Genomic DNA, 22781 nt, shown 5'->3' on the forward strand with positions numbered 1-22781 from the left:
TCAGCGGCGGTGCACCACCTCGGGCGACTCGCTCTCCAGCGGCACCGCGTTCGCCGGGACCAGGCCGAGCTGCACGGCCGGCCGGGACAGGGTGGCGTCGAGCAGCCAGTCCGCCCCGACCCGGGCCCGGTTGCTGGGCATGGCGTACAGGTGGTAGCCGCGGGTGACCACCTTGGCCGGCAGGCCCGCCAGCGGCACGTGCAGCGGGTTGGCCGCGGCCTCCTTGCCGCCCAGGTCGACCACCCAACCCAGGTCGCGGTGCTTGTACGACTTCCGGGTGCCCTGCCCGTACGAGGCGGCGATGTTGCGCGCGGCCAGCTTGCCCTGCCGCTGCGCGTGCTGGGCGGTCATCGCGCACACCTGCCCGGGACGGGTCGGATCGGGCACGGCCGCCGCGTCGCCGCAGGCGAACACCTCCGGGTAGCCGGGGACGTTGAGGTACTCGTCGACCACGAGGCGCCCCTTCTCGGTGCGCAGCCCCAGCTCGGCCACGAACGGGTCGGGGCGCACCCCGACGCACCAGATCAGGCTGCACGTCGGCACGTACTCGCCGTCGGTGAGCATCACCCCGTCCGGGGTGGCCTCCGACACCGAGGTGCCCATCCGCACGTCGACGCCGCGGCGGCGCAGCACCCGGTCGGCCGTGACGGACAGACGCTGGTCCAGCTCGGGCAGGACGCGCGGGGCCACGTCCAGCAGCATCCAGCGGGGCCGCACCTTGAGGTGGGGCCGCTGGGCCATCAGCCGGTCGGTGAAGAGCTGGCCGTGCGCGGCCACCTCGGTGCCGGTGTAGCCGGCGCCCACCACCACGAACGTGGTGCGGGACCGCTGCTCGGCCGGGTCCTCGGCCAGCTCGGCCAGCTCGACCTGGCGGACCACGTGGTCGTGCAGGTACAGCGCCTCGGGCAGGCCGCGGAAGCCGTGCGCGTACTCGGTCACCCCGGGGATCGGCAGCAGCTTGTTGACGCTGCCGACGGAGAGCACCAGCCGGTCGTACGCGAGCTGGCCGTGGTCCCCCTCCGCGGAGCGGTAGCCGACCCAGCGGTTCTGCAGGTCGACCCGGTCCGCCTCGCCGATGACCACGCGGACGCCGTCGAGGGTGCCGGCGAGCGGCACGGAGATCCGGGTGGGCTCGACCACCCCGGCGGCGACCTCGGGAAGCAGCGGCAGGTAGAGGAAATAGTCGGTCGTGTTCAGCAGGACGATCTCGGCCTGCCTGCCGGCCAGCCGGCTCAACGTCTTCGCCGCGTGGTATCCGGCGAACCCGGCCCCCACGATCACCACACGAGGTTTCGTCATGCCTGCTGCCGTTCCCGTCGAGGACCCCGACAAACGTGGCGTCAGTCCGCGGAAAGCCGCACGTACCCCTTGCGGCCCACCGCCTCGAGGTCCCAGGACTGCCCGAAGGCCCGCAACCGGTCGACGGCGATCCGGCCGATCTCCGGCGGGATGTCGGGGTCGAAGACCAGCCGGCCGTCGACCGGGTTGAGGTTGAGCATCGCCCGGGCCAGGGCCAGCGGAGTGGCGCTCGCCCAGGCCTGCGGGCTGCACGCGGTCGGGTACGGCACGGCGAAGAGCAGCCGCTCGCGCGGGTAGCCGCTGAGCGCCTCGGGGAGCCGGTAGCCGAACTGCTCCGCCACCTCGATCAGCGCCAGGCTGATCCGGTTGGCCTCGGCCCGGTACCCGTACCGGGTCAGCCCGAGGACGGCGAGCGAGTTGTCGTGCGGCCACACCGTGCCGTGGTGGTAGCCGAGCGAGTTGAACAGCGCGTCCTCGCGCGACAGGGTGCGGATTCCCCAGCCGGAGAAGGAGTCCTCCGCCATCAGCTGCCGCACCACCCGGTCCGCCCGCTCCGGTGGCACGATGCCGCTCCAGAGCAGGTGGCCCATGTTCGACGTCTTCGAGTCGATCCGGTTCTTGTCGCCGTCCAGGCCGACGGCGTAGAAACCACCCCGCTCCTCGATCCAGAAATCGCGGTTGAACTGGTCGTAGAGCCGAGCGGCGTCCGCGCGCAGCCGGCGGGCCAGGGCCGGGTCGTTCAGGGGGCCGTCGGCGAGCTCGGCGAGCCGCAGCTTCGCGTCGTATCCGTAGCCCTGGATGTCGGAGGTGGCGATCGGCAGCACCGGGATCCGGCCGTCGTGGAAGACGACGCCGTTCGGCGAGTCCCGCCAGCACTGGTTCCCCAGGCCCTCCGGCGAGCGGGTGGCGTACTCGACGTAGCCGTCGCCGTCCCGGTCCCCGTAGTGGTCCATCCAGTCGAGGGCGGCCATCGCGTTGTCCCGCAGGCTCCGCACGAGGTCGTCGTCCCGGGTCCACCGCCAGTACTCGGACAGGAGGACCAGCCAGAGCTGGGTGGCGTCGGCGGTGCCGTAGTACGGGCCGTACGGCTTCAGCCCGGTCCGGGTCAGCTCCCCGCTGCGGACCTCGTGCAGGATCTTGCCCGGCTCCTCGTCGGTGAAGTCGTCACAGCGGTCGCCCTGCAACCGGGCCAGGGCGAGTAGCGCGCCGCGCGCCATGCTCGGACCGGCGACCAGTGTGTGGTAGGCGGTGAGCAGGGTGTCCCGGCCGAAGACGCTGAGGAACCAGGGCAGTCCGGCGCCGGGCAGCAAAATGCGCTGCCCCTTGACCTCCAGCTCCAGCCGGAGCGAGGCGATGTCCTGCCCGGTCCGGTGCATGGTCCGCTCCAGCGCCTGACTGTCGCTGTGCAGCAGGGCCCGCTCGGCCATCCAGTGGCGGAACGGGTCGGGTACCCGCCCGTGGACCACGTCGGCGATGTCGCCCCGGACCGACTCGACCACCCCCAGGCCCGGCGGCAGCGGCACGTCCAGGTCGACGAACCACTCCTCCCGTTGGTGCAGCTCCAGCTCCCACACCAGCTCGTCGCCCTCGACCCGGTCCGCGGGCCGCGAGGAGCAGACCCGGGTCTCGGCGGAGAAGCCGTCGGCCGCGTACGTGAAGCAGAGCTGGTCGGGCGTGTGCCGGCGGGTGATGTGCGCGGAGCGGTCCCGGACCCCGGACTTGACCTCGAAGAGGTCGGCGAAGTCGGCGGCCGCCGCCAGCCGCAGCTCGATGCGGACCAGTTCGGGCTGGTAGGACACCAGTTCCACCCGCTCGTGGAAACCGTCGCCGATGTAGCGCAGCCGCCGGAAGCCGAGGCCGTTCGCCGGGAGGCCGGGCAGCTCCGGACTGGCGAGCGCGAACTGGGCCGAGTAGGGCTGAAGGATCTGCGAGCGGAGCACGAGCAGGCGCTGCCCGTTCACCGTGAGCACCCACCCGCTGAGCAGCCGCGTGTCCAGATGGACCAGACCACCGATGCTGCCGGGCGGCACGTCGCCGGACGGCTCCGAGTACATGAAGGTGGGGCCGTTGAGGACGGCGATGGATTCGGCGCCCAGCTCGGGCGGGATGGATCGCTGGTCCCCGCTCGCATGGGCGGGGGCCAGCACGCCCGGCGTCGGGTCGGCCGGAGTCGGACGCACGACAGCCATGCGCCGACGGTAGGAGGAGTGCGGGCGAGGGTGGCATCACCCGTTCCGGATGAAATCGCCACGCTGATCCATGCCTGACTATATGGACAGGCTTCCCATCCGGGGCGAGGATGCCCAGATGGGAACCCACGAGACCGCCGGGGGTCGGGCACCCCGAAGGGGGTCACCGTCGTCACCACCAACCTGACCAACGACACCACGCTGCGGTGGCAGCGCGGCACCGAACCGGACCTCGCCGGCTACGAGGTGGTGTGGCGGGAGACCACCGCCCCCGAGTGGTAGAAGGTGCTGCCGGTCGGCGACGTCACCGAGGTGACGATCGACCTGTCCAAGGACAACGTGTTCTTCGGCGTGCGGGCGGTGGACCGGGCGGGGCACCGCAGCCCCGTGGCGTTCCCGAAGCCCGGCAGCTGACCGCCGCTCACCCGGATCGGGTGGGGTGACCTCACCCGGCCGAGACGGAGAGTGGTGGGAAGCGCGAGAGTCGACTCCGACACGAGGGGAGCCCGTAGTGAGCATCCTGCCGTCCGACCGACGTATCTCCCACTACCGGCAGCAGAGTGGCCGCCCGCAGCTCACGCCCCGTCAGCGCCGGCGCGTCGAGCACAAGGAGGCGAAGCTCCAGCGCCTCACCGGTCAGCGACCGCAGGATCGAAGGCCCGGGCGCTGAGCCGATGAACGTGGTGGCGGTCGCCGTTGCGCGGCCGCCACCGCGCCGTTCAGCCCGCCGTCGGCGCGGTGATCGCCCAGCGCTCGTGGTCCCGCCAGGCGCCGTCGATGAACAGGTAGTCGGGCGAGAAGCCCTCCTGACGGAACCCGAGCCGCCGGGCCAACTTCTTCGACGGCTCGTTGCCGGGCTGGATGTTCGCCTCCAGCCGGTGCAGCCCCAGCGCGGTGAACGCGTGCTCGACGACCAGCCGGACCCCGGCCGAGGCGTGCCCGGTGCCGGCGTACGGCAGGAAGGCGGCGTAGCCCAGGTAGCCGCCGCGCAGCGCGCCCAGGACGATGCCGCTGATGTTCGCGTACCCGGCGATCTCGCCGGTGGCCCGGTCGCAGAGCAGGTACCCGGAGCTGTTCCGCGCCCGGATCTTGCGCAGGTAGGCGGCGTACCGCTCGGCGTCGTCGGGCGCGGCGAGCCACGGGTGGTGCAGGTCGCGGCTGCGCCGGGCGGCGGCGACGAACTCCGCCTCGTCCGTGGGGCGGGGACGGCGGATCGCGACGCGGCCGTCGCTGCGCAGATACCTCACGGTGATCCACTCTCGGTCACCCGTCCGCCCGCTGTCCAACCGGGGTCGCGCCACGCGCGGACGTGCCCTAGCGTGGCATCCGAGGACGGGAGGTCGATCATGAGGACTGCTCCACTCGGCACGGTGCTGGTTTCCGCTTCGCCGGTGGGAGACCCGGTGTCCTGATCTGGTCCGGCGCGCCGCCACCCGGTCCGCCCGGCGCTTCCCGCCGGGCCCGACACCGCCACCCGCACCGCGAAGCGATCCGGTGATCCGCCCTGCGCGGGTCCCGACGTCCCGGCGTGCCCGCACGCCACCACATCGCTTCCGAGGGAGTTCCTCGTGTTTCCGGACGACCCGTCCGGGCGCCGCGTCGCGCCCGGACCGCGTATCCCTGCCCGGTGGCCGGCATGACGGCCACCCTTCCGGCCGACCGGCTCGGCCCCGACTTCCGGCGGCTCTGGACCGCCTCCGCCGTCTCCAACCTCGGTGACGGCATCACCCTGGTGGCCGCGCCGCTGCTGGTCGCCTCGCTCACCCCGGACCCGGCGGCGGTGGCCGCCGCGGCACTCGCCCCGCAGCTGCCGTGGCTGCTCCTCGCCCTGGTCAGCGGGGCGCTCGTGGACCGGCTCGACCGCCGCCGGCTGATCGTCGCGGTCAACCTGGGTCGGGCCCTGGTGCTGGCCGCGCTGGCCGGGGCCGTGCTCGCGGGCGTGGCCACGGTGCCGCTGATCTGCCTCGCGTTCTTCCTGACCGGCGTCGGCGAGACCCTGGCGGACACCGCAGCCGGGGCGCTCCTGCCGTCGGTGGTGCCCGCCGAGCGCCTGGAGCAGGCCAACAGCCGGCTCTCCGCGACCTTCGTGATCGGCAACCAGTTCGTGGCCAAGCCGTTCGGGGCGTACCTCTTCGTGGGCGCGGCGGCGCTGCCGTTCGGATTCGACGCGGCCACCTTCGGGCTGGCCGCGCTGCTGCTGGCCCTGCTGCGCTGGCGACCCGTCCCGCCCGCGACGCCGCCGGAGCCCGCGGCCCCGCGCCGGTCGCTGCGGGCCGACGTGGTGGAAGGCGTACGCGCGCTCTGGGCCGTGCCGGTGCTGCGCACCCTGGCCGGCTGCATCGCCGTCATGAACGTCGCCTTCTGCGCCGCGTTCGCCGTGTTCGTGCTCTACGCCCGTCAGCGGCTCGGCCTCGCCGAGGTCGGGTACGGGCTGCTGCTGACCGCCTCGGCGATCGGCGGGCTGGCCGGCAGCGCGCTGGCCACCCGGCTGCGGTCCCGGTTCGGCACGCCGGCGCTGTTGCGGGCCGGGCTGCTGATCGAGATCGGGCTTCAGCTCGTCCTGGCCGGCACCCGGCACCCGGTGGTCGCCGGCGCGGCGCTGGTCGTGTGGGGCGGCCACGCCATGGTCTGGGGTGTGCTCGTCGTGTCGCTGCGGCAGCGCCTCGTGCCGGACCGGCTGCGCGGCCGGGTGACCGGCGTCTACGCCCTGGCCGACCTGGGCGGCGCGGCGCTGGGCACCGCCACCGGCGGCGTCCTGGCCCGGGCGACCGGGAGCATCCTGGCACCGTTCTGGCTGGCCGCGGCGGCGCTCACGGTGCTCACCGTGCTGGTGTGGCGCCGGCTGGGCGACACCGGGCGCTGATCGGCCCGGCACCGGTGGGGAGGCCGTCCGGTCTCCCCACCGGCATCCCCCAACCGCCTCCTCTCGGTCACCTCGGCGTCACGTCGGTGTCGCCCCGCCGACCGATGCCTCCAGCAGGTTGGGGTCACGCCGGACAGGCCGGCCGACCAGCGGAGGACCAGCAGTGGCACACGAGGAGGCGACACCGCCGCGCCGCGGCCGGATCGTCATGCTCGTCGACAACAAGGTCGAGGGCGACTCCCGGGTGCAGAAGATCGCCCGGTCCGCCGCCGAGGCCGGGTGGGACGTCACCCTGCTCGGCCGCTCCCCGGACGGCGTCGAGCGGACCTGGCGGCTGGGCGCCGCCGAGGTGCGGCTGCTGCCGATGGCGGAGCCGCTGCACCGGCGCCGGCACGAGTTCCGCCGTTCGTTGCGCTGGCCGCTGGCGTACCGGTCGGGTGGCATCGCCGAGCACCGCGCCCAGTGGGTCCGGGCCTGGCGGGCCGACCTCGCCGTCCGGTCCGCCCTGGTCATGCGGCGCGCGGCCGACGGCGAGCTGGCCGGCGCCCGGCTGGGCCGGGCGCGGCGCGCGCTGCGCCGGCGGGAGATCGCCGCCGGGCTGCTCGACCGCTGGGTGTGGCTGCGCACGAAGATGATGAACCGGGTCCGGTACGGCCGCCGCTTCCGCAGCCCCTGGGACCGCGCCTACACGCTGTTCTGGCAGCTCGTCCAGGGTGACCGGGCGTGGCGGCGGCTGGAGCCGGGGCTCTGGGACTACGAGCTGGCCTACGGGCCCGAGGTGGACCGGCTGCGCCCGGGCCTGATCCACGCCCACGACTTCCGGATGCTCGGCGTCGGCGCCCGCGCCAAGATCCGCGCCGCCGGTGAGGGCCGCCGGGTGGCGCTGGTCTGGGACGCCCACGAGTTCCTGCCCGGGATCAAACCGTGGCGGGACCACGCCCGCTGGCTGCCCGCCCACCGGGCGCACGAGCGGGAGTACGCCCCGTACGCCGACGCGGTGCTCACCGTCTCGGCGGACCTGGCCGAGCTGCTGCGCCGCGAGCACCGGCTCGCCGAGGCGCCGGGCGTGCTGCTCAACGCCCCGGCCGACGAGCACCGCCCGGCCGACGACGCGCCGCCGCCGGACCTGCGGGCCGAGTGCGGGCTCGCTCCCGGCGTGCCGCTGCTCGTCTACAGCGGCGCGGCGGCCCCGCAGCGCGGGCTGGACACCCTGGTCGAGGCGCTGCCCCGGCTGCCCGGCGTGCACCTGGCGCTGGTGGTCAACCCGGCGCTGCGCTACGTCGAGCGGCTCGCCGAGCAGGCCGCTCGGCTCGGCGTCCCCGACCGGCTGCACGTGCTGCCGTACGTGCCGCACTGGCAGGTGGTGCCGTTCCTGTCCGGCGCCGATGTCGGGGTGATCCCGATCCACCGGTGGCCCAACCACGAGATCGCCCTGATCACCAAGTTCTTCGAGTACGCGCACGCGCGGCTGCCCGTGGTGGTCAGCGACGTGCGGACCATGGCGGCGACGGTGCGGGAGACCGGCCAGGGCGAGGTGTTCCGGGCCGGCGACGTCGACGACCTCGTCCGCGCGGTGACCGCCGTGCTGGCCGACCCCGCCCGGCGCCGCGCCGCGTACGACCGGCCGGGCCTGCTCGCCGGCTGGACCTGGTCGGCGCAGGCCGAGGTGCTGGAGGCGGCGTACCGCCGGCTGCTGCCCGACGCCCCGTCCCCGCCCGACGCCGCACCCCCGCCCGACGCGGACACGCCCGAATCGTCGACTCCCCGAGGAGCGCTCCGGTGCCCACCCCAGACGTGAGCGTCGTCATCCCGGTCTACAACACGCGGCCCTACCTGCGGGCCTGCCTCGACTCGCTGCTGCGCCAGACGATCGGCCGCGACCGCCTGGAGATCGTGGCGGTGGACGACGGCTCGACCGACGGCAGCGGCCGGCTGCTGGACCGGTTCGCCGCCCGCCACCCCGGCACCGTGAAGGTGCTGCACCACACCAACTCCGGCGGCCCGGCCGCACCGTGCAACCGGGGCCTGGAGGTGGCGACCGGCCGGTACGTCTTCTTCCTCGGCTCCGACGACCACCTCGGTCCGGAGGCCCTGGAGCGGCTGGTCGCCGCCGCCGACCGCTACGCCTCGGACGTGGTGCTCGGCAAGGTGGTCGGGGTCAACGGCCGGCACGTCTTCTCCGACGTCTTCGCGGCCGGCAACGCCGTCGACGTGAGCCTGTTCGACTCCGCGCTGCCCTGGTCGCTGGCGAACACCAAGCTGTTCCGCCGGGACCTCGTGGACCGGCTCGGGCTGCGCTTCCCCGAGGACATGCCGGTGCTCAGCGACCAGCCGTTCACCCTCGCCGCCTGCTACCACGCCCGGCGGATCTCGGTGCTCGCCGACTACGACTACTACCACGCGGTGCGCCGCCTGGACGCCCGCAACATCACCTACCACAGCCGCGTCGACCAGCGCCTGGTCAGCGTGGAGCGGCTGTTCGACTTCGTGGCCGGGCTCATCCCGGCCGGCGCCCGGCGGGACGCGGTGCTGCGCCGGCACGTCGGGCTGGAGCTGGCCCACCTGGTCGGCGACGACTTCCGCCGGCTGGACCGTGCCGCGCAGGAACGGGTCCACGCGGCGGTGCGCCGGCTCGTCGAGCGGTACGTCACCGACGGGCTCCGGGACCGGCTCGACATCGAGGCCCGCCTGCGGCTGGGCGCGGTGACCGCCGGGGGCGTCGACGAGCTGCTGGCGATCATCGACCAGGACGCCGAGCGGGGTGTGCCGGCCACGGTGGTCGCCGACGGCCGCTGGCACGCCGGCTACCCGGGCGCGCCGGCCGCCTGGACCGACGTCACCGAGGTACGCGCCGACTGGCTGGCCCGGCTGGACACCGTGACGGTGAGCTGGACGGACGCGCACACGCTCGCGGTGACCACGCGCAGCCCGTACCCCCGCTTCGCCGCGGAGGCCGGGCCGGTGCGGCTGGTGGCCGGCCCGGTCGCCGGCACCACCCTGCTGGACGCCACCGACCCGACCAGCCGGACGGTGCGGACCGACTTCCCGGTCGACCGGCTCCTCGCCGGCAGCGCGGCCAGCGGCCAGCGCCACCCGGTGCGGGCGGAGGTCGACGGTGGCCACGGCCGGGGCAGCGCCCCGGTCCGCGCGCCCCGGCTCGCCGCCGGCTGCCCCCGGCTGCTGCGCCAGGGCGCCCGCCTGTACGGGGTGGCCGCGACCGTCGACCCGCGCAACGGCCAGCTCGTGCTGTCGGTGGTGCCGGTGACCGTCGGGCAGCTGGCCAGCCGGCTGCGGCGGCGGTGGCGGCGGGCCGCGCTGGCCGTCACCCGCCCGGCGCCCGTCCCGGCGCCGGCCGGGCCGGCGGGCTCCCCGGCGCCCCTGAGCCCGACGAACCACGCCGAGCCGACCCCGAGCCAGGTGGGTCAGCTCACCGTCGCGTCCTGAGCCGCGGGGCGCGTCGCTCGCGGCGGCGTCAGAGCGGGCGGGGATGGGGCTGGTCGAGGGGCATGGGGACCCGCAGGAAGGTGGTGCCGCGCAGGTCGAGCCAGGCCCGGTCGGGGGCACGGACCAGACGCACCATCACCTCGGTGCACGCCGGGCAGCGCCCGATCAGCCCGGGTGCGTGCGAGTAGACGTGCAGCCCCGCCACCGGGCCGGTCATGCCGCAGTGGTCGCAGCGGCCGGTGGCGGAACTCAGGTCGACCGCGAAGAGTTCGCGCAGCGGCCCGTCGAGCATGTTGCCGTCCAGGTAGGACATGTCGGTCATGCGCTCTCCTCGGGTGGTCAGCCGGTCGGGCCGAACCGCTCGGTCCGCACCCGCCGGGTCGGGTGGCCCAGCCCCACCAGCAGGTCCGCCACGGTCTCCACGAAGCCGGTGGGGCCGCAGACATAGCAGAGCGGCTCCAGGTCGGGCGGCCAGCCGTGGCTGTTCACGTCGGCCAGGCCGATCCGGTGCGGCTCCCCCCGCCAGCCCTCCGGCGCCGCCCGGGTGTAGATGTAGGCCACGTCCAAGCCCTGGTCGTCGCGGGTGCGGCGGCGCAGCTCGTCGGCGTAGATGACGTCGTCGGGGGTGCGCGCCGAGTAGATGAGCCGGAACGGCGCCCGGCTGCCGGCGGCCCGCCGGGCCCGGACCATCGCCATGAGCGGCACCACCCCGGAACCGCCACCGACCAGCAGCACCGGCGCGGTCTCGTCGGTGCGCCAGACGAACCAGCCGCCGACCGGGCCGCGCACCTCCACCGGGTCGCCCTCGGCGTAGGTGTCGCTGAGGTAGGGCGACAGCTCCCCGTCGGGCACCCGCTGCACGGTCACGGTGATCCGCTCCCCCTCGGCCGGGCCGGCCAGGGAGTACGAGCGCGCCGCCTGGTAGCCGTCCTCCGCCGTGAGCCGGATGTCGAGGTGCTGCCCGGGCTCGTGCCCCGGCCAGCCGGGCACGTCCAGCACCAGGGTCTGCGCGCTCGGCGTCTCCACCCGCCGCTCCACCAGCCGGGCGACCCGCCAGGTCAGTGGGGCGACCACCCGGCCGCCGGCCGTCGGGGCGGCCACCTCAGTCGCCCTGGTAGCGCTGCTCGCGCCAGGGGTCGCCGTAGTCGTGGTAGCCGGCGGTCTCCCAGAAGCCCGGCTGGTCGTCGGCGAGCAGCCGGACCCCGCGGACCCACTTGGCCGACTTCCAGAAGTAGAGGTGCGGCACGATCAGCCGGGCCGGGCCGCCGTGCTCGGCCGGCAGCGGGCCGCCCTCGTAGGTGTGGACCACCCAGGCCCGCCCGCCCCGCAGGTCGTCCAGCGGCAGGTTGGTGGTGTAGCCGCCGTAGGAGTGGGCCAGCGCGTACCGGGCGGCGGTGTCGACGCCGTCGAGCAGGGTGTCCAGCGACACCCCCTGCCAGTCGGTGCCCAGCTTGGACCAGCGGGTCACGCAGTGGATGTCCACGTGCGGCGTCTCCTGCGGCAGGCCCATCAGCTCGTCCCAGGACCAGCGGTACTCGGCGCCCGTCTCGGCGGTGAGCACGAACTCCCAGGTGTCCAGCGACACCCGGGGCGTCGGCCCGGCGGAGAGCACCGGGAAGTCCTCGGTGAGGTACTGGCCCGGCGGCAGGGCCGGTTCGGCCGTACGGGGCCGGCCCTGGAAGCCCGGCGAGACGATTCCCACGCGTCAGTCGTACCACCTGGGGTGGGCCGGGGCGACGGGTTCGGCCGGGAGCCGCCGCGCCGGGTGACCGGCGCGGCGGCCGGGTCACCGCCGCTCGGCGACGACCGCCTCCTCGCCGGTGGCCCGGTCGCGGGTGGCGCGCAGGCTGGTCAGGGTGACGATCACCAGGACGCCGATGATGACGCCGAGCGAGGCGAGGGTGGGGATCTGCGGCACCCCGGGCCAGATGCCGTGCGCCCAGTGCAGGCCCAGCTTGAGGCCGATGAAGGCGAGGATGGCGGCCAGGCCGTAGCTGAGGTGCACGAGGCGGCTCAGCGCGGCGTGCAGGACGAAGTAGAGCGCCCGCAGGCCGAGCAGGGCGAAGGCGTTGGTGGCGAAGACCAGGTACGGGTCCTCGGTGATGCCGTAGACGGCGGGCACCGAGTCGACCGCGAAGACCACGTCGGTGGCGAGCACGGCGACCACCACGAGGGCGAACGGGGTGAGCGCCCGCCGGCCGTTCTGCTGGATGGTCATCTTCGGACCGTGGTACTCGTCGACCACCGGCATGACCTTGCGCAGCAGCCGGACCGACCGCATCTTGTCGATGTCGACCTCCTGCTCGTGCCCGGACAGGGCGTCGCGCAGCAGCTTCACCGCGGTGGCGACCAGGATGAGCGCGAAGAGCAGGAAGGCGAAGTCGAGGGTCTTCAGGGCGGCGGCGCCCAGGGCGATGAAGACCGCGCGCAGCACCAGCGCGCCGGCGATGCCGTAGAGCAGCACCCGCTGGGCCAGCACGGCGGGCACCGCGAACGCGGCCAGCAGCAGCATGAAGACGAAGAGGTTGTCGACCGAGAGCGACTTCTCGACCAGGTAGCCGGTGAGATACTGGACGCCCTGCTCCGAGCCGTAGCGGCCCCACACCCAGCCGCCGAAGGCCAGCGGCAGGGCGATGTAGAAGGCCGACCAGCCCAGCGCCTCCCGGAGGGAGACCTCGTGCGGCCGCCGGGTGACCAGGAAGTCGAGCACCAGCAGCGCCAGCACGCCGGCGATGGTCACCGCCCACAGGGTGGGGGTCCCCACCGACGACAACTCGGCAGCGGACAGGTACGACAACTCGGTCATGGAGCCTCCTCGAACACCGTGTCATGTTCGAGGTCTCCTTCACCCACCGTTCGTGGGCAACCACCCGAGGCGCGCCCGGGGCCCGCCGTACTGACCGGAATGGTTCGTGGGAAGTACTCCCCTCGCCGCCTCAAGGTTAGGGCAACCTCAACGTGGACGCCAAGTGGCGACGCGGGTGATTGCCCTGGTCAACCGCTGTGCGGAACAGCGGCCGTGGTGCCGCGCGGGCCGGGGCCCTATGGTGACGCGATGAACAGTCAGGGACCGCTGACCGGCGTACGGGTGATCGAACTGGCCGGCATCGGACCCGGGCCGTTCGCCGCCATGATGCTCGCCGACCTCGGCGCGGACGTGGTCCGGGTGGACCGGGTCGGCGGCGGCGGCTTCGGCGACATCCCGGGTGACCTGCTGAACCGCAACCGCCGCTCGCTCGCCGTGGACCTCAAGACGCCCGAGGGACGCGAGGTGGTGCTGACCCTGGTCGCCGGGGCGGACGCCCTGATCGAGGGCTTCCGGCCCGGGGTCACCGAGCGGCTCGGCCTCGGCCCGGACGACTGCCGCGCCGCGAACCCGCGACTGGTGTACGGGCGGATGACCGGCTGGGGGCAGGACGGCCCGCTCGCCCACACGGCCGGCCACGACATCGACTACCTGGCGCTGACCGGCGCACTGCACGGCGTCGGCCGCGCCGGCGAACGCCCCGTGCCGCCCATGAACCTGCTCGGCGACTTCGGCGGCGGCGGCATGATGCTGGCCCTCGGCGTCGTGGCCGCGCTGTACGCGGTCCGCGCCGGCGCACCCGGCCAGGTCGTCGACGCGGCCATCGTGGACGGCGTGTCGGTGCTGTCCACCCAGATCCACGCGCTGCGGCGCGCCGGCATGTGGCAGGACCCGCGCGGGGTGAACCTGCTCGACGGCGGCGCACCCTTCTACGACACGTACGAGTGCGCCGACGGGCGGCACCTCGCGGTCGGCGCCCTGGAGCCGCGGTTCTACGACGAGCTGGTCCGGCTCACCTGCTTCCCGCTCGACGGCGACGACGCCCCCGACCGGCACGACCCGGCGAACTGGCCGGCGCTGCGCGCGGCCTGGGCCCGGCTGTTCCGCACCCGCACCCGGGACGAGTGGGCCGCGCTGCTGGCCGGCTCGGACGCCTGCGTGGCGCCGGTGCTCGACTGGGCCGAGGCCCCGGGGCACCCGCACCTGGCCGCCCGGGAGGTCTTCGTCGCGCCCGACGGGGTGCCCCAGCCGGCCCCCGCGCCGCGCTTCTCGGCCACCCCCACCTCCGTGCGCCGGCCACCGCCCAGGCCCGGTGAGCACACCGACGAGCTGCTGGCCGAGGCCGGTCTCGACGCCGCCCGGATCGCCGCCCTGCGCGCCGCCGGCACGGTGGCCTGACGGGCGGTGTCAGCGGCGGGGCGCCAGGGCCGGTTCCACCATGTCCCGGAAGTCGCGCGGCAGCTGGACCACCACGTCCTGGAACTCCCCGCTGGTGATCGCCTCGCGCAGCGTGCAGAACACGGCCCGCACCCCGTCCCGGGCGGTGTTCTCGTCGACGCCGGCCCGCGCGGAGACCCGGGCGACGAACTCGGCCGCGCCGAAGCGCTCGGCCGCCTCGGCGCGCGGGTCCGGCTTCAACAGCCCCTGGAGGGGCTTCGGCATCTGGGCGGCGAGATCCAGCACCTCACCGCCGGTCAACCGGTCGGTGAGGGTGGCCAGCGTGGCGCGCGTGAGCTCCGCCGCCAACTCCTGGGACGTCCCGGTACGCCGCGCCACCCGGCCGACGAAGGTGAGGTAGTGCATGAGTGGTACCCCCTTCGATGCTCAGTACCCGCGCGGCTACCCGTCACGACGGCCCGCAAACGGTGCCGGAATTCCACCGGCGCGCGGGGCGTGACCCGCGGTCCGGCGGGTAACCGCCGCCGGTCGTGACCGCAACTACAGGCGCGAGGAGCCCCACCCATGGCGAGTTACACCGACGTCCTCGAGTATCTGTCCGCGCTGGACTACCCGGCCGGCAAGGACGACGTCATCCAGGAGGCCGAACGGGAGGGCGCGCCGCCGGAGGTGTTGAAGGCGCTGCGTGCGCTGCCGCCGGTGGACTACGCCAACGGCACCGAGGTGGCCCGGTCGGCGGGCATCGACGCCGCCCCCGAGGTGGGTCGCTCGCAGCGCGCGGCGCAGGCCCGGGAGCCGCACACGCGGGTCTCGCAGCACCTGCGCGGCATCTGACCCCGCCCGGTGCCGCGCCGGACGGCCGCCCGGGTTCACGGACACGTGCCGGCGGCGCTCCAACTGGTGGTGATGGCGCTGGCCGGCGGCGCCGCCGCCGGCGCCGCCGCCGTCATGCTCACGCCGGCACTCAGCCCGCTCGTCGGGTGGGACGCCGCCGCGCTGAGCTGGCTCGCCCTGCAGTGGACGCGGCTGTCCCGGCTGGACGCCGCCCGCACCGCACGGCTGGCGAAGCTGGAGGACCCCAACCGGGCGACGCGTGACGCCCTGCTGCTGGCCGCCTGCCTGGCCAGCCTGCTGGCGGTCGGCCTGGTGCTGACGACGGCGCACGACGTCCCAGCCGGACTGCTCCGGGACCTCTACGGGGCACTCGGCGTGCTGAGCATCGCGGTCTCCTGGTTCGTGGTGCACACCGTCTACACCACCCGGTACGCCCGGCTCTACTACAGCGGCGAGCCGGGCGGAATCAACTTCCACCAGGACGAGCCGCCCTGCTTCTCCGACTTCGCCTACGTCGGCTTCACCGTCGGCGCCACCTTCCAGGTCTCCGACACCGACCTGTGCAGCTCGGAGCTGCGCCGGACGGCGCTGCGGCACCTGCTGCTGTCGTACCTGTTCGGCGCGGTCATCGTCGCCGCCACGGTGAACCTGCTCGCCAGCCTCGCCCAGTGAGCCCAGGTGACAGGCGGGCGCCCCGGGTCACGAACCGCGACCTGGGGCGCCAAGCAGCACCTGTCCCCGCCGGTCCCGCGCCCGAACCGGGTCGCGACCGACAGGCGGTGGATGTTCGCCCGAACCGGGCGGGCATCGCTGCCACGATCATCATACGACAGGGCATCAGCCGAACGGGTGAGTATCCCGGGATTGTGGCGGTCGGCACGTCCCGGTCATGCGGTCACCTCGGCGTACCGCTTCTCCAGATCCACCCGGGCCAGCGCCCCGACCAGCCAGGCCAACCGCTCCGACTCGCCGCTCCCGGCCAGCCCGGCCAGGTCGTCGGCGGAGCGGCCCAGCCCCAGCCGGCGGGCCGCCGCGAGCGCCCGCCGGTCGGCCACCGGCGCCACCTCGCGCCACACCGCCTGCACCTCCCGCAGGAACAGGTCCGTGACCTCGTCGTCGACCCCGGGCAGCCCGGTCAGCAACCGCCGCTCCCGGCCCGGATCCTGGTGCGCCTCGGTGCGCAGCCGCCGCAGGTCGCCCCGGTACGCGTCGACCACGTTCTGCGCCAGGTCACCGAGCGTGGCGGCGAGCGCGTCCACGTCGCCGCGCTGTCCCGCGGCGCGCAGCACGCGGACCCGGTCGGCGTGCAACGAGCGGGCCAGCCGGGCGGCGCTGTCCCAGCCGGCGTCCCGCAACCCCGTCGCCGCGTCGATCGCCTTGTGGAAGTCGCCCCGCCGGGCCAGCAGAACGGACAGGTAGAGCACCTGGAACAGCTGGGACGGGTTGTTCGTGACCCGGAACCCGTACCGTTCGGCGAACCCCCGCCCGTCCCCGGCGAGCCGGCGGACCAGCCGCTTCTTGTCCTCGACACTGGAAATCGCACTGGTGGTGGGCATGCCCGCCGTCTACCCGGGGCGGGCCGGGGCATTCAGCCGAGCGTGCCGCCGCGCCGGTCCCGCGCCTTGAGCCGGGTGGTGGGCAGGGCCGGGGCGGGCAGGGGAGGCGCCGCGTCGTCGGCCACCGTGCCGAACCGCCGGCCCGCCATCCAGTCCTCGCGGGCGGCCACGACCTCCTCGTGCGACCGGCCCACGAAGTTCCACCACATGACCAGCGGCTCCTCGAACGGGGTGCCGCCGAGCAGCAGCAGCCGGCTGCCCGGTGCCGCCCGCAGGGTCAGCGCGTCCCGGCCGGCGCCCAGGTAGAGCAGCGCGCCGGGGGCGAAGGCCACCCCGTCCACCTCGGCGGAGCCGGACATGGCGAGCAGCCCGTACTCGAAGTCGCGGCGCAGCGGCAGCGTGGCCGGTGCCGGGCCGCGGACCTCCAGCTGCGCGCCGACCAGCGGAGTGTGCACCACGGCCGGGGAGCGCTCCCCGCCCACCTCGCCGACGAGCAGGGTGACGTCCAGGTCGCCGTCGCGCCATCGGGGCAGGTCGGCGTGGTGGGCGAAGTCGGCCGACCCGGCCCGGGCCGGGTCGGGCAGCGCCACCCACAGTTGCACGCCGTGCATCACCGGCGGGTGCACCAGGGGCGAGCGTTCCGAGTGGGCGATGCCGTGGCCCGAGGTCATCACGTTGAGCTGGCCGGGCCGGATCGGCTGGACGTTGCCCAGGCTGTCGCGGTGCAGGATCTCCCCGTCGAGCAGCCAGGTGACCGTCTGCAGCCCGGTGTGCGGGTGCGGCGGCACCTCCATGCCGGGGCGCTCGGCCACGTCGTCCGGTCCGAAGTGGTCGACGAAGCACCAGGCGCCGACCAGCCGCCGCTGCCGCTGCGGCAGCAGGCGGCGCACCGTGGTGTAGCGCCCCAACGGCACGTCGTGACCGGGCAGCAGCACGCTGCCCGGGTCTGTGGAGCCCACGCCAGGTGGGAGGGTCTGCGCCGGCAGGGATTCGGTACGGTCCACCGCCCGACTGTACGCTCAGCCGGCCGCGACGCTCACGGTGTTCGCCCCGCTCAACGGCCCCAGACGCCGTGCTCAGCCGGCCGAGACGCTCACGGTGTTCGCGCCGGCCGCCAGGTCGAGGTCGAGCCGGATCCGGGCCTGGTCCCAGCCGGGTGAGCTGACCACCTGGCCGGCGGCCACCCCGGTGCGACGGTCGCCGTACACGGCCACCGAGGCGGCGCCGGCCCCGACCCGGACCCGGGCCGGCGACCCGCCGGGAACGAGCACGGTCAGTTCGCTGACGCCGCCGCTGACGCGTACGGTCAGTGCGCCGCTCAACGGCGGCAGCCGCAGCCCGGTGCGGGACGCCCCGCCTGCCAGGTCGATCCCGGCCAGCCGGGCCGCGCCCAGGTCGAGTTGCTGCTCGCTGACCCCGCCGGCCAGGCGCAGCCGCCAGGTCACCCGGGAGTTCAGCACCGCCTCGACGGCGGCCGGCCCGGACCGGCCGTTGTCCTGGACGCGCAGCCGGACCCGGTCCCCGGTCACCTCCGGCCGCGGGGTGACACCGGCAGCGTCCGGCGTGCCGATCCGGTACAGGTCGTCGCCCAGGTCCGCGACCCGCAGCGTGAAGCTGGCCAGCGGGTCGACCAGCTCGAAGTCGGCCAGCCGCCGGCCGCCGCGCGGGGCGGTGAGCGTCTCCTCCGCCGCAGTGGTCACGCCGCCCGGCCGGCGGCCCTCGGCCGGCGTGGGCCGCTGGCTGTCGGTGGGCGTCACCTGCTGGCCCTCGGTCGGCGTGGACCCGTGGCCCTCGATCGGCGCCGGCTGGTCGCCCTCCGCCGGCGTCGGCTGGCGGCCCTGGCCCTGCGGGGGCGCCTGGCCGGAGAAGGCGATTCCGAGTCGGCTCGGGTGGGACAGCGTCACGACGACGGCCGCCACGCCGAGTGCCACCACCAGCACCGCGGCGGCGGCCAGCAGGCGGGCGGCCCCGGACCATCCCGACCCGGTCGGCTCAGGGTCGGTCATGGTTGTCCCCTCTCACCGGTCCCCGTCCGCTGATACGTCTCCATTTCGGGTTCAGTTCATTCCTGGATACGCCGCTGGCCGGCACCCCGTGTTGGGGGTGCCGGCCAGCTTGCTTGTGTCAGCTGTTCCAGTGCTGGGCGACGATGTCGGTGGCCTGCTGCTCCCACTGGGCGTAGGCGTCCGGGTAGGCCGAGACCTGCACGGTCTGCGCGGCCTCGGTCAGCGGCATGCTCTCCCAGCCGTCGACCTGCTTCAGGCCCTTGAGGAAGGCCAGGGTGGAGTACTCGGGGTTGGTGATCTGCTCCGGCGTGCCCCAACCGCTGGTCGGGCGCTGCTGGAACAGGCCCAGCGAGTCGTGGTCATTGGCGTCGCCGAGGTGGCCGAGGTTCTCCAGCTTCGACTCCTGCAGGCTCGTGGCGATGGAGATGACCGCGGCCCGCTCGGGCAGGCCGGCCTTCTTCGTCGCCGCGATGATCGCCTTCGCGTTCGCGGTCTGCTCGTCGTTCAGGTCGATGTGCGACTGGGCGCCCTGCACACTCACCGCCACCGGCTTGGTGTCCACCGGGTGGGCGTCGGCGTGGGCGGCGACCGGACCGGCGAAGACACCACCGGTGAAAGCCAGACCAGCAATACCCAGCACACTCTTACGCAGCATCGTGTTCATGACAAAGGCTCCTTGGGGGTTGGCGCACACACGCCGACGGGGGCCGGCAAAGTGCTGGTGTGCGCAAGCACCGTCAGGCGCTCAAAGGGAAAGTCTTAGGGGGATCAGCCAGCGCGCGGGGCAGAGCCTCTACGTCGCGCCGGGACCATGTACAACGACCGACCGGCCACCGTCATTCCCGGCCAGGCAGTCCCGCCTCGGCGGACGGTCGCTCTCGGCGGGTCACCCCGGGAGGCGGGGCGTGGTCCTCGGCCGTTCACCCGGATACAACGACCCCGGCCCGCCGGCCATTCCACCGCCAGGATGCCGCCGGTCACCCCCGCAACCGGACACCGCGCCCATACCGGCACCGTCGGTGGAACGGTATGGACGTATCCGGACCCGGGAGACACACAGAGCGTTCCACTCACCGCCCCGGGCAGAGCGGGAACCGGACATCACGCCGCGTCGGGGCGGCCAGAGATGCCCGCCCGGCGTGGTCCGCCGCGCCGCGTGCGCGCCTTCCGGGCGCAGGCCGACAGCTGGTTTCGCGCATCCAGCTCCAGGCTCTCGAACGCCACGTCCGCCAGTTCGGCAGCCACGGCGCGGGCGTCCCTCGCCGTCTTCCAGATCAACTCGTCCACCCGCTCAATGAACCGGACGACCGTGACGATCCGTACCCCGGGGCGGTGCGGCGACGAGGCCGGCACCGGAACCGGAAGGGGCGTGTCCGTGATGCCGGAGACCGTCGAGACGGTGTTCGCGAACGTGGTCAAGCGGAACCCGGGTGAGCCCGAGTTCCACCAGGCCGTCCGGGAGGTGCTGGAGAGCATCGGGCCGGCCCTGGCCCGCCACCCGGAGTACGCGCACGCGTGCGTCATCGAGCGGATCTGCGAGCCGGAGCGGCAGGTCATCTTCCGGGTGCCGTGGGAGGACGACCACGGCCGGGTCCGGGTGAACCGCGGCTTCCGGGTGGAGTTCAACAGCGCGCTCGGTCCGTTCAAGGGCGGGCTGCGCTTCCACCCGTCGGTGTACCTGGGGATCGTCAAGTTCCTCGGTTTCGAGCAGATCTTCAAGAACGCGCTGACCGGCCTGCCCATCGGCGGCGGCAAGGGCGGGGCGGACTTCGACCCGAAGGGCCGCTCGGACCGGGAGGTGATGCGGTTCTGCCAGAGTTTCATGACCGAGCTGTACCGGCACATCGGCGCGCAGACCGACGTGCCGGCCGGGGACATCGGGGTGGGCGGTCGGGAGATCGGCTACCTGTTCGGCCAGTACAAGCGGATCACCAACCGGTACGAGTCGGGCGTGCTCACCGGCAAGGGGCTGGCGTACGGGGGCGCGCAGGTGCGGCGGGAGGCGACCGGTTACGGGGCGGTCTTCTTCGCCGAGGAGATGCTGAAGCAGACCGGGGACAGCCTGGACGGCAAGCGGGTGGTGGTCTCCGGTTCCGGCAACGTGGCCATCTACGCCATCGAGAAGGTGCACCAGCTCGGCGGCACGGTGGTGGCCTGCTCCGATTCGGACGGTTACGTGCTGGACGAGAAGGGCATCGACCTGGCCCTGCTGCGGGAGCTGAAGGAGCAGCGCCGGGCCCGGCTCGACGACTACGTGCGGCACGTGCCGCACGCGGTGGCGGTCTCCGGTCGTACCGTCTGGGAGGTGCCCTGCGATCTGGCGCTGCCCTGCGCGACGCAGAACGAGATCGGCGGCGCGGAGGCCGCGGCGCTGGTGGCCGGCGGCTGTGTCGCGGTGGTCGAGGGGGCGAACATGCCCACCACGCCGGAGGCGGTGCGGATCCTGGGCCGGGCCGGGGTACGGTTCGCCCCGGGCAAGGCCGCGAACGCCGGCGGGGTGGCGGTGAGCGCGCTGGAGATGCAGCAGAACGCCAGCCGCGACTCGTGGACGTTCGCCCAGTCGGAGCAGCGGCTGCGGGAGACGATGCGGGACATCCACGCCCGCTGCTGGGCCACCGCCGAGGAGTACGGCCTGCCGGGCGACTACGTGGCCGGGGCGAACATCAACGGGTTCCGGCGGGTGGCGGAGGCGATGCTGGCGCACGGTCTGGTGTGAGCGGCCACTGTGGGCGGACCGGCCGACCTTCGCTGACCGTTCGGTCAGTCAATGATTGACAGCCTTCGACGCCCGTCCTAGGTTCAGGGGCGCTACCGGCCGGTAGGCATCCGTCCCGCCTGGCCGCCCCCGTCCCAGGGCGGCGGCACCCGTCCCCGGGGGAGCACCGATGCAGACCTCATCCACCCGCCTCCTGCGCCGGCTGCTCGCCGCCGGCGCGGCCCTCACCGTCGCGGTCGGCCTCGCCGGCGCCGCGCCCGCCGTCGCCGCCGACCGGGACGACGGCAGCCAGCCGCTGCCCGGCTACACCATCAGCAATCCGCCGCTCGCGCCGCTGGTGATCGACGGCGCCACCACCACCGTCCGGCAGGGCGTGCACGCGCACGCCGGCTTCATCATCGAGACCCCCGCCAGGTGGAACGGCAACCTGGTGATGTGGGCGCACGGCTACCGCGGCCAGGGCACCGTGCTCTCCCCCGAGCCGCCCGGCTACGACCTGCGGCAGCGGATGCTGGCGCAGGGGTACGCCTGGGCGTCGTCCTCCTACGACCGCAACGGCTACGACATCCGCTCCGGCGTGCTGGGCACCCGGAAGCTGGCCGACCTCTTCGCCGACACGGTGAAGCGGCCCAGGCGGGTGCTCATCGCCGGGGTCTCGATGGGCGGGCACATCATCGGCCGCTCCCTGGAGCAGTACCCGAACTACTACGACGGCGCGCTGCCCATGTGCGGGGTGCTCGGCGACCAGGAGCTGTTCGACTTCTTCCTCGACTACAACCTGGTCGCGCAGGCTCTCGCCGGGGTGCGCGCGTACCCGACGCCGGACGACTACCTGACCGGCGCGGTGCCGCGCATCCAGGCGGCGCTCGGGCTGGCCGAACTGAAGCCGGGCGGCCCGGACACCACCAACGACCTGGGCAAGCAACTGCGGGCGATCACCGTCGAGCGGTCCGGCGGCCCGCGGCCCGGCGCCGACGCCGCCTTCGCGGTCTGGAAGGACTTCCTGTTCAGCATCACCGTCACCGACGGCGGCGACTCCCCCGCCCAGCGGCCCGGTCAGCTCGCCACGAACCTGCTCACCCGGTACTCCCCGAACAGTCCGGTGAACGTCAACGCCGCCGTGCAGCGGGTCGCACCGGAGAACCTGTGGCAGCGGCTGTCTCCGACGCTGACCGAGGTGCCGCGGATCAGCGGCCGGCCCACCGTGCCGGTGCTCAGCCTGCACGACCTGGGCGACCTGTTCGTACCGTTCAGCATGGAGCAGGCCTACGCCCGCGACGTCGCGTGGCACGGCCGCAGCCGGCTGGTCGTGCAGCGGGCCATCCGGGCCGCGCAGCACTGCGAGTTCAGCCCGGCCGAGGCCGGCGCCGCCTGGGACGACCTGATTTCCTGGGTACGCACCGGCAAGCGCCCGGCCGGCGACACGGTCACCGATCGGAAGGCGCTGGCGGCGCCGGACTTCGGCTGCCGGTTCAGCGACCCGGCCGCCTGGACTGCCGGCTCGGGCACGCGCCGCCTGTACGGACCCTGCTGACCCGTTCCCAGATACGCCGCTGGCCGGCACCCCCGTGTTCGGGGGTGCCGGCCAGCGGTCGTTGTTTGGGTCAGCTGTTCCAGTGCTGGGCGACGATGTCGGTGGCCTGCTGCTCCCACTGGGCGTAGGCGTCCGG

The 22781-nt window shown here is 74.1% G+C and carries 22 protein-coding genes; 9 read left to right on the forward strand and 13 right to left on the reverse strand.

Going from position 1 to position 22781, the window contains the following annotated elements:
• Together ABZS80_RS20415 and ABZS80_RS20420 are read right to left on the reverse strand one after the other, a co-directional pair.
• A complete protein-coding gene (locus ABZS80_RS20415) occupies positions 1 to 1299 on the reverse strand; it encodes an NAD(P)/FAD-dependent oxidoreductase (protein WP_355057947.1) in 1299 nt (432 codons plus the stop codon).
• A gap of 41 nt (positions 1300 to 1340) precedes the next feature.
• A complete protein-coding gene (locus ABZS80_RS20420) occupies positions 1341 to 3488 on the reverse strand; it encodes a glycogen debranching N-terminal domain-containing protein (RefSeq protein WP_355057949.1) in 2148 nt (715 codons plus the stop codon).
• A gap of 285 nt (positions 3489 to 3773) precedes the next feature.
• Here ABZS80_RS20420 and ABZS80_RS20425 point away from each other — a divergent pair, with 285 nt between their 5' ends.
• Complete coding sequence (locus ABZS80_RS20425; protein WP_355057951.1) at positions 3774 to 3902, forward strand: hypothetical protein; 129 nt, start codon at positions 3774 to 3776, stop codon at positions 3900 to 3902.
• A 305-nt stretch (positions 3903 to 4207) separates the two neighbouring features.
• Here the strand turns inward: ABZS80_RS20425 and ABZS80_RS20430 are convergent, their stop codons facing one another.
• Positions 4208 to 4735, reverse strand: coding sequence for a GNAT family protein (locus tag ABZS80_RS20430; protein ID WP_355057953.1), 528 nt, complete (start codon positions 4733 to 4735; stop codon positions 4208 to 4210).
• A 389-nt stretch (positions 4736 to 5124) separates the two neighbouring features.
• Between ABZS80_RS20430 and ABZS80_RS20435 the strand changes: the two genes are divergently transcribed.
• The 3 genes from ABZS80_RS20435 (at position 5125) to ABZS80_RS20445 (ending at position 9795) form a co-directional block, all read left to right on the forward strand.
• Positions 5125 to 6351, forward strand: coding sequence for an MFS transporter (locus tag ABZS80_RS20435; RefSeq protein WP_355057955.1), 1227 nt, complete (start codon positions 5125 to 5127; stop codon positions 6349 to 6351).
• A gap of 208 nt (positions 6352 to 6559) precedes the next feature.
• The gene (locus tag ABZS80_RS20440; RefSeq protein ID WP_355058006.1) at positions 6560 to 8149 is read left to right on the forward strand and encodes a glycosyltransferase family 4 protein; all 1590 of its coding nucleotides are present in this window, start codon (positions 6560 to 6562) and stop codon (positions 8147 to 8149) included.
• Positions 8131 to 9795, forward strand: coding sequence for a glycosyltransferase family 2 protein (locus ABZS80_RS20445; protein WP_355057957.1), 1665 nt, complete (start codon positions 8131 to 8133; stop codon positions 9793 to 9795). Before ABZS80_RS20440 ends, ABZS80_RS20445 begins: the two co-directional genes overlap by 19 nt.
• A gap of 28 nt (positions 9796 to 9823) precedes the next feature.
• On the opposite strand, the gene ABZS80_RS20450 is transcribed toward ABZS80_RS20445, so the two are convergent.
• From ABZS80_RS20450 to ABZS80_RS20465, 4 genes are all read right to left on the reverse strand, one after another.
• Entirely contained in the window at positions 9824 to 10117 is a 294-nt protein-coding gene (locus ABZS80_RS20450) for a DUF6510 family protein (protein WP_355057959.1), read from the reverse strand.
• Between the two features lie 17 nt (positions 10118 to 10134).
• Positions 10135 to 10896: a ferredoxin reductase gene (locus tag ABZS80_RS20455; protein WP_355057961.1), complete on the reverse strand. Its 762-nt coding sequence runs from the start codon at positions 10894 to 10896 to the stop codon at positions 10135 to 10137.
• A 1-nt stretch (position 10897) separates the two neighbouring features.
• A complete protein-coding gene (locus ABZS80_RS20460) occupies positions 10898 to 11497 on the reverse strand; it encodes a sulfite oxidase-like oxidoreductase (protein ID WP_355057963.1) in 600 nt (199 codons plus the stop codon).
• Between the two features lie 84 nt (positions 11498 to 11581).
• Positions 11582 to 12601: a TerC family protein gene (locus ABZS80_RS20465; RefSeq protein WP_355057965.1), complete on the reverse strand. Its 1020-nt coding sequence runs from the start codon at positions 12599 to 12601 to the stop codon at positions 11582 to 11584.
• 249 nt (positions 12602 to 12850) lie between these two features.
• Here ABZS80_RS20465 and ABZS80_RS20470 point away from each other — a divergent pair, with 249 nt between their 5' ends.
• Positions 12851 to 13999 (forward strand): CaiB/BaiF CoA-transferase family protein, encoded by a 1149-nt coding sequence (locus ABZS80_RS20470; RefSeq protein ID WP_355057967.1) that lies wholly within the window; start codon positions 12851 to 12853, stop codon positions 13997 to 13999.
• 9 nt (positions 14000 to 14008) lie between these two features.
• On the opposite strand, the gene ABZS80_RS20475 is transcribed toward ABZS80_RS20470, so the two are convergent.
• Positions 14009 to 14404 (reverse strand): DUF2267 domain-containing protein, encoded by a 396-nt coding sequence (locus tag ABZS80_RS20475; RefSeq protein WP_355057969.1) that lies wholly within the window; start codon positions 14402 to 14404, stop codon positions 14009 to 14011.
• Between the two features lie 159 nt (positions 14405 to 14563).
• On the opposite strand from ABZS80_RS20475, the gene ABZS80_RS20480 reads away from it, so the two are divergent.
• Positions 14564 to 14833: a DUF2795 domain-containing protein gene (locus ABZS80_RS20480; RefSeq protein ID WP_151465257.1), complete on the forward strand. Its 270-nt coding sequence runs from the start codon at positions 14564 to 14566 to the stop codon at positions 14831 to 14833.
• A 45-nt stretch (positions 14834 to 14878) separates the two neighbouring features.
• Positions 14879 to 15505 carry a DUF1345 domain-containing protein gene (locus tag ABZS80_RS20485; RefSeq protein WP_355057971.1) on the forward strand — a complete coding sequence of 209 codons (627 nt, stop codon included), beginning with the start codon at positions 14879 to 14881 and terminating at the stop codon, positions 15503 to 15505.
• A gap of 215 nt (positions 15506 to 15720) precedes the next feature.
• Here the strand turns inward: ABZS80_RS20485 and ABZS80_RS20490 are convergent, their stop codons facing one another.
• The 5 genes from ABZS80_RS20490 to ABZS80_RS20510 form a co-directional block, all read right to left on the reverse strand.
• Positions 15721 to 16389, reverse strand: coding sequence for a hypothetical protein (locus ABZS80_RS20490; protein ID WP_355057973.1), 669 nt, complete (start codon positions 16387 to 16389; stop codon positions 15721 to 15723).
• 32 nt (positions 16390 to 16421) lie between these two features.
• A complete protein-coding gene (locus tag ABZS80_RS20495; RefSeq protein ID WP_355057975.1) occupies positions 16422 to 17393 on the reverse strand; it encodes a pirin family protein in 972 nt (323 codons plus the stop codon).
• Between the two features lie 72 nt (positions 17394 to 17465).
• On the reverse strand, positions 17466 to 18395 hold the full coding sequence (locus ABZS80_RS20500; protein WP_355057977.1) for a hypothetical protein: 930 nt from the start codon (positions 18393 to 18395) through the stop codon (positions 17466 to 17468).
• Positions 18396 to 18513: 118 nt separating this feature from the next.
• Entirely contained in the window at positions 18514 to 19059 is a 546-nt protein-coding gene (locus ABZS80_RS20505; protein ID WP_355057979.1) for a hypothetical protein, read from the reverse strand.
• A gap of 437 nt (positions 19060 to 19496) precedes the next feature.
• The gene (locus tag ABZS80_RS20510) at positions 19497 to 19814 is read right to left on the reverse strand and encodes a hypothetical protein (protein ID WP_355057981.1); all 318 of its coding nucleotides are present in this window, start codon (positions 19812 to 19814) and stop codon (positions 19497 to 19499) included.
• On the opposite strand from ABZS80_RS20510, the gene gdhA reads away from it, so the two are divergent.
• Positions 19774 to 21111 (forward strand): NADP-specific glutamate dehydrogenase, encoded by a 1338-nt coding sequence (gdhA, locus tag ABZS80_RS20515; protein ID WP_355057983.1) that lies wholly within the window; start codon positions 19774 to 19776, stop codon positions 21109 to 21111. The two genes, ABZS80_RS20510 and gdhA, sit on opposite strands and share 41 nt — an antisense overlap.
• 169 nt (positions 21112 to 21280) lie before the next feature.
• Positions 21281 to 22645, forward strand: a complete 1365-nt coding sequence (locus ABZS80_RS20520) for a hypothetical protein (RefSeq protein ID WP_355057985.1) — start codon at positions 21281 to 21283, stop codon at positions 22643 to 22645.
• Positions 22646 to 22781 lie beyond the last annotated feature (136 nt).

Source organism: Micromonospora sp. NPDC005305 (assembly GCF_040607315.1).
In the GTDB taxonomy this organism is placed as follows: domain Bacteria; phylum Actinomycetota; class Actinomycetes; order Mycobacteriales; family Micromonosporaceae; genus Micromonospora.

Bases quoted from the DNA above. Each gene is read 5' to 3' on its own strand.
- ABZS80_RS20415 (WP_355057947.1), bottom strand. From the start codon at position 1,299: ATGACGAAACCTCGTGTGGTGATCGTGGGGGCCGGGTTCGCCGGATAC.
- ABZS80_RS20420 (WP_355057949.1), bottom strand. From the start codon at position 3,488: ATGGCTGTCGTGCGTCCGACTCCGGCCGACCCGACGCCGGGCGTGCTG.
- ABZS80_RS20435 (WP_355057955.1), top strand. From the start codon at position 5,125: ATGACGGCCACCCTTCCGGCCGACCGGCTCGGCCCCGACTTCCGGCGG.
- ABZS80_RS20440 (WP_355058006.1), top strand. From the start codon at position 6,560: ATGCTCGTCGACAACAAGGTCGAGGGCGACTCCCGGGTGCAGAAGATC.
- ABZS80_RS20450 (WP_355057959.1), bottom strand. From the start codon at position 10,117: ATGACCGACATGTCCTACCTGGACGGCAACATGCTCGACGGGCCGCTG.
- ABZS80_RS20465 (WP_355057965.1), bottom strand. From the start codon at position 12,601: ATGACCGAGTTGTCGTACCTGTCCGCTGCCGAGTTGTCGTCGGTGGGG.
- ABZS80_RS20470 (WP_355057967.1), top strand. From the start codon at position 12,851: ATGAACAGTCAGGGACCGCTGACCGGCGTACGGGTGATCGAACTGGCC.
- ABZS80_RS20475 (WP_355057969.1), bottom strand. From the start codon at position 14,404: ATGCACTACCTCACCTTCGTCGGCCGGGTGGCGCGGCGTACCGGGACG.
- ABZS80_RS20480 (WP_151465257.1), top strand. From the start codon at position 14,564: ATGGCGAGTTACACCGACGTCCTCGAGTATCTGTCCGCGCTGGACTAC.
- ABZS80_RS20490 (WP_355057973.1), bottom strand. From the start codon at position 16,389: ATGCCCACCACCAGTGCGATTTCCAGTGTCGAGGACAAGAAGCGGCTG.
- ABZS80_RS20500 (WP_355057977.1), bottom strand. From the start codon at position 18,395: ATGACCGACCCTGAGCCGACCGGGTCGGGATGGTCCGGGGCCGCCCGC.
- ABZS80_RS20505 (WP_355057979.1), bottom strand. From the start codon at position 19,059: ATGAACACGATGCTGCGTAAGAGTGTGCTGGGTATTGCTGGTCTGGCT.
- gdhA (WP_355057983.1), top strand. From the start codon at position 19,774: ATGCCGGAGACCGTCGAGACGGTGTTCGCGAACGTGGTCAAGCGGAAC.
- ABZS80_RS20520 (WP_355057985.1), top strand. From the start codon at position 21,281: ATGCAGACCTCATCCACCCGCCTCCTGCGCCGGCTGCTCGCCGCCGGC.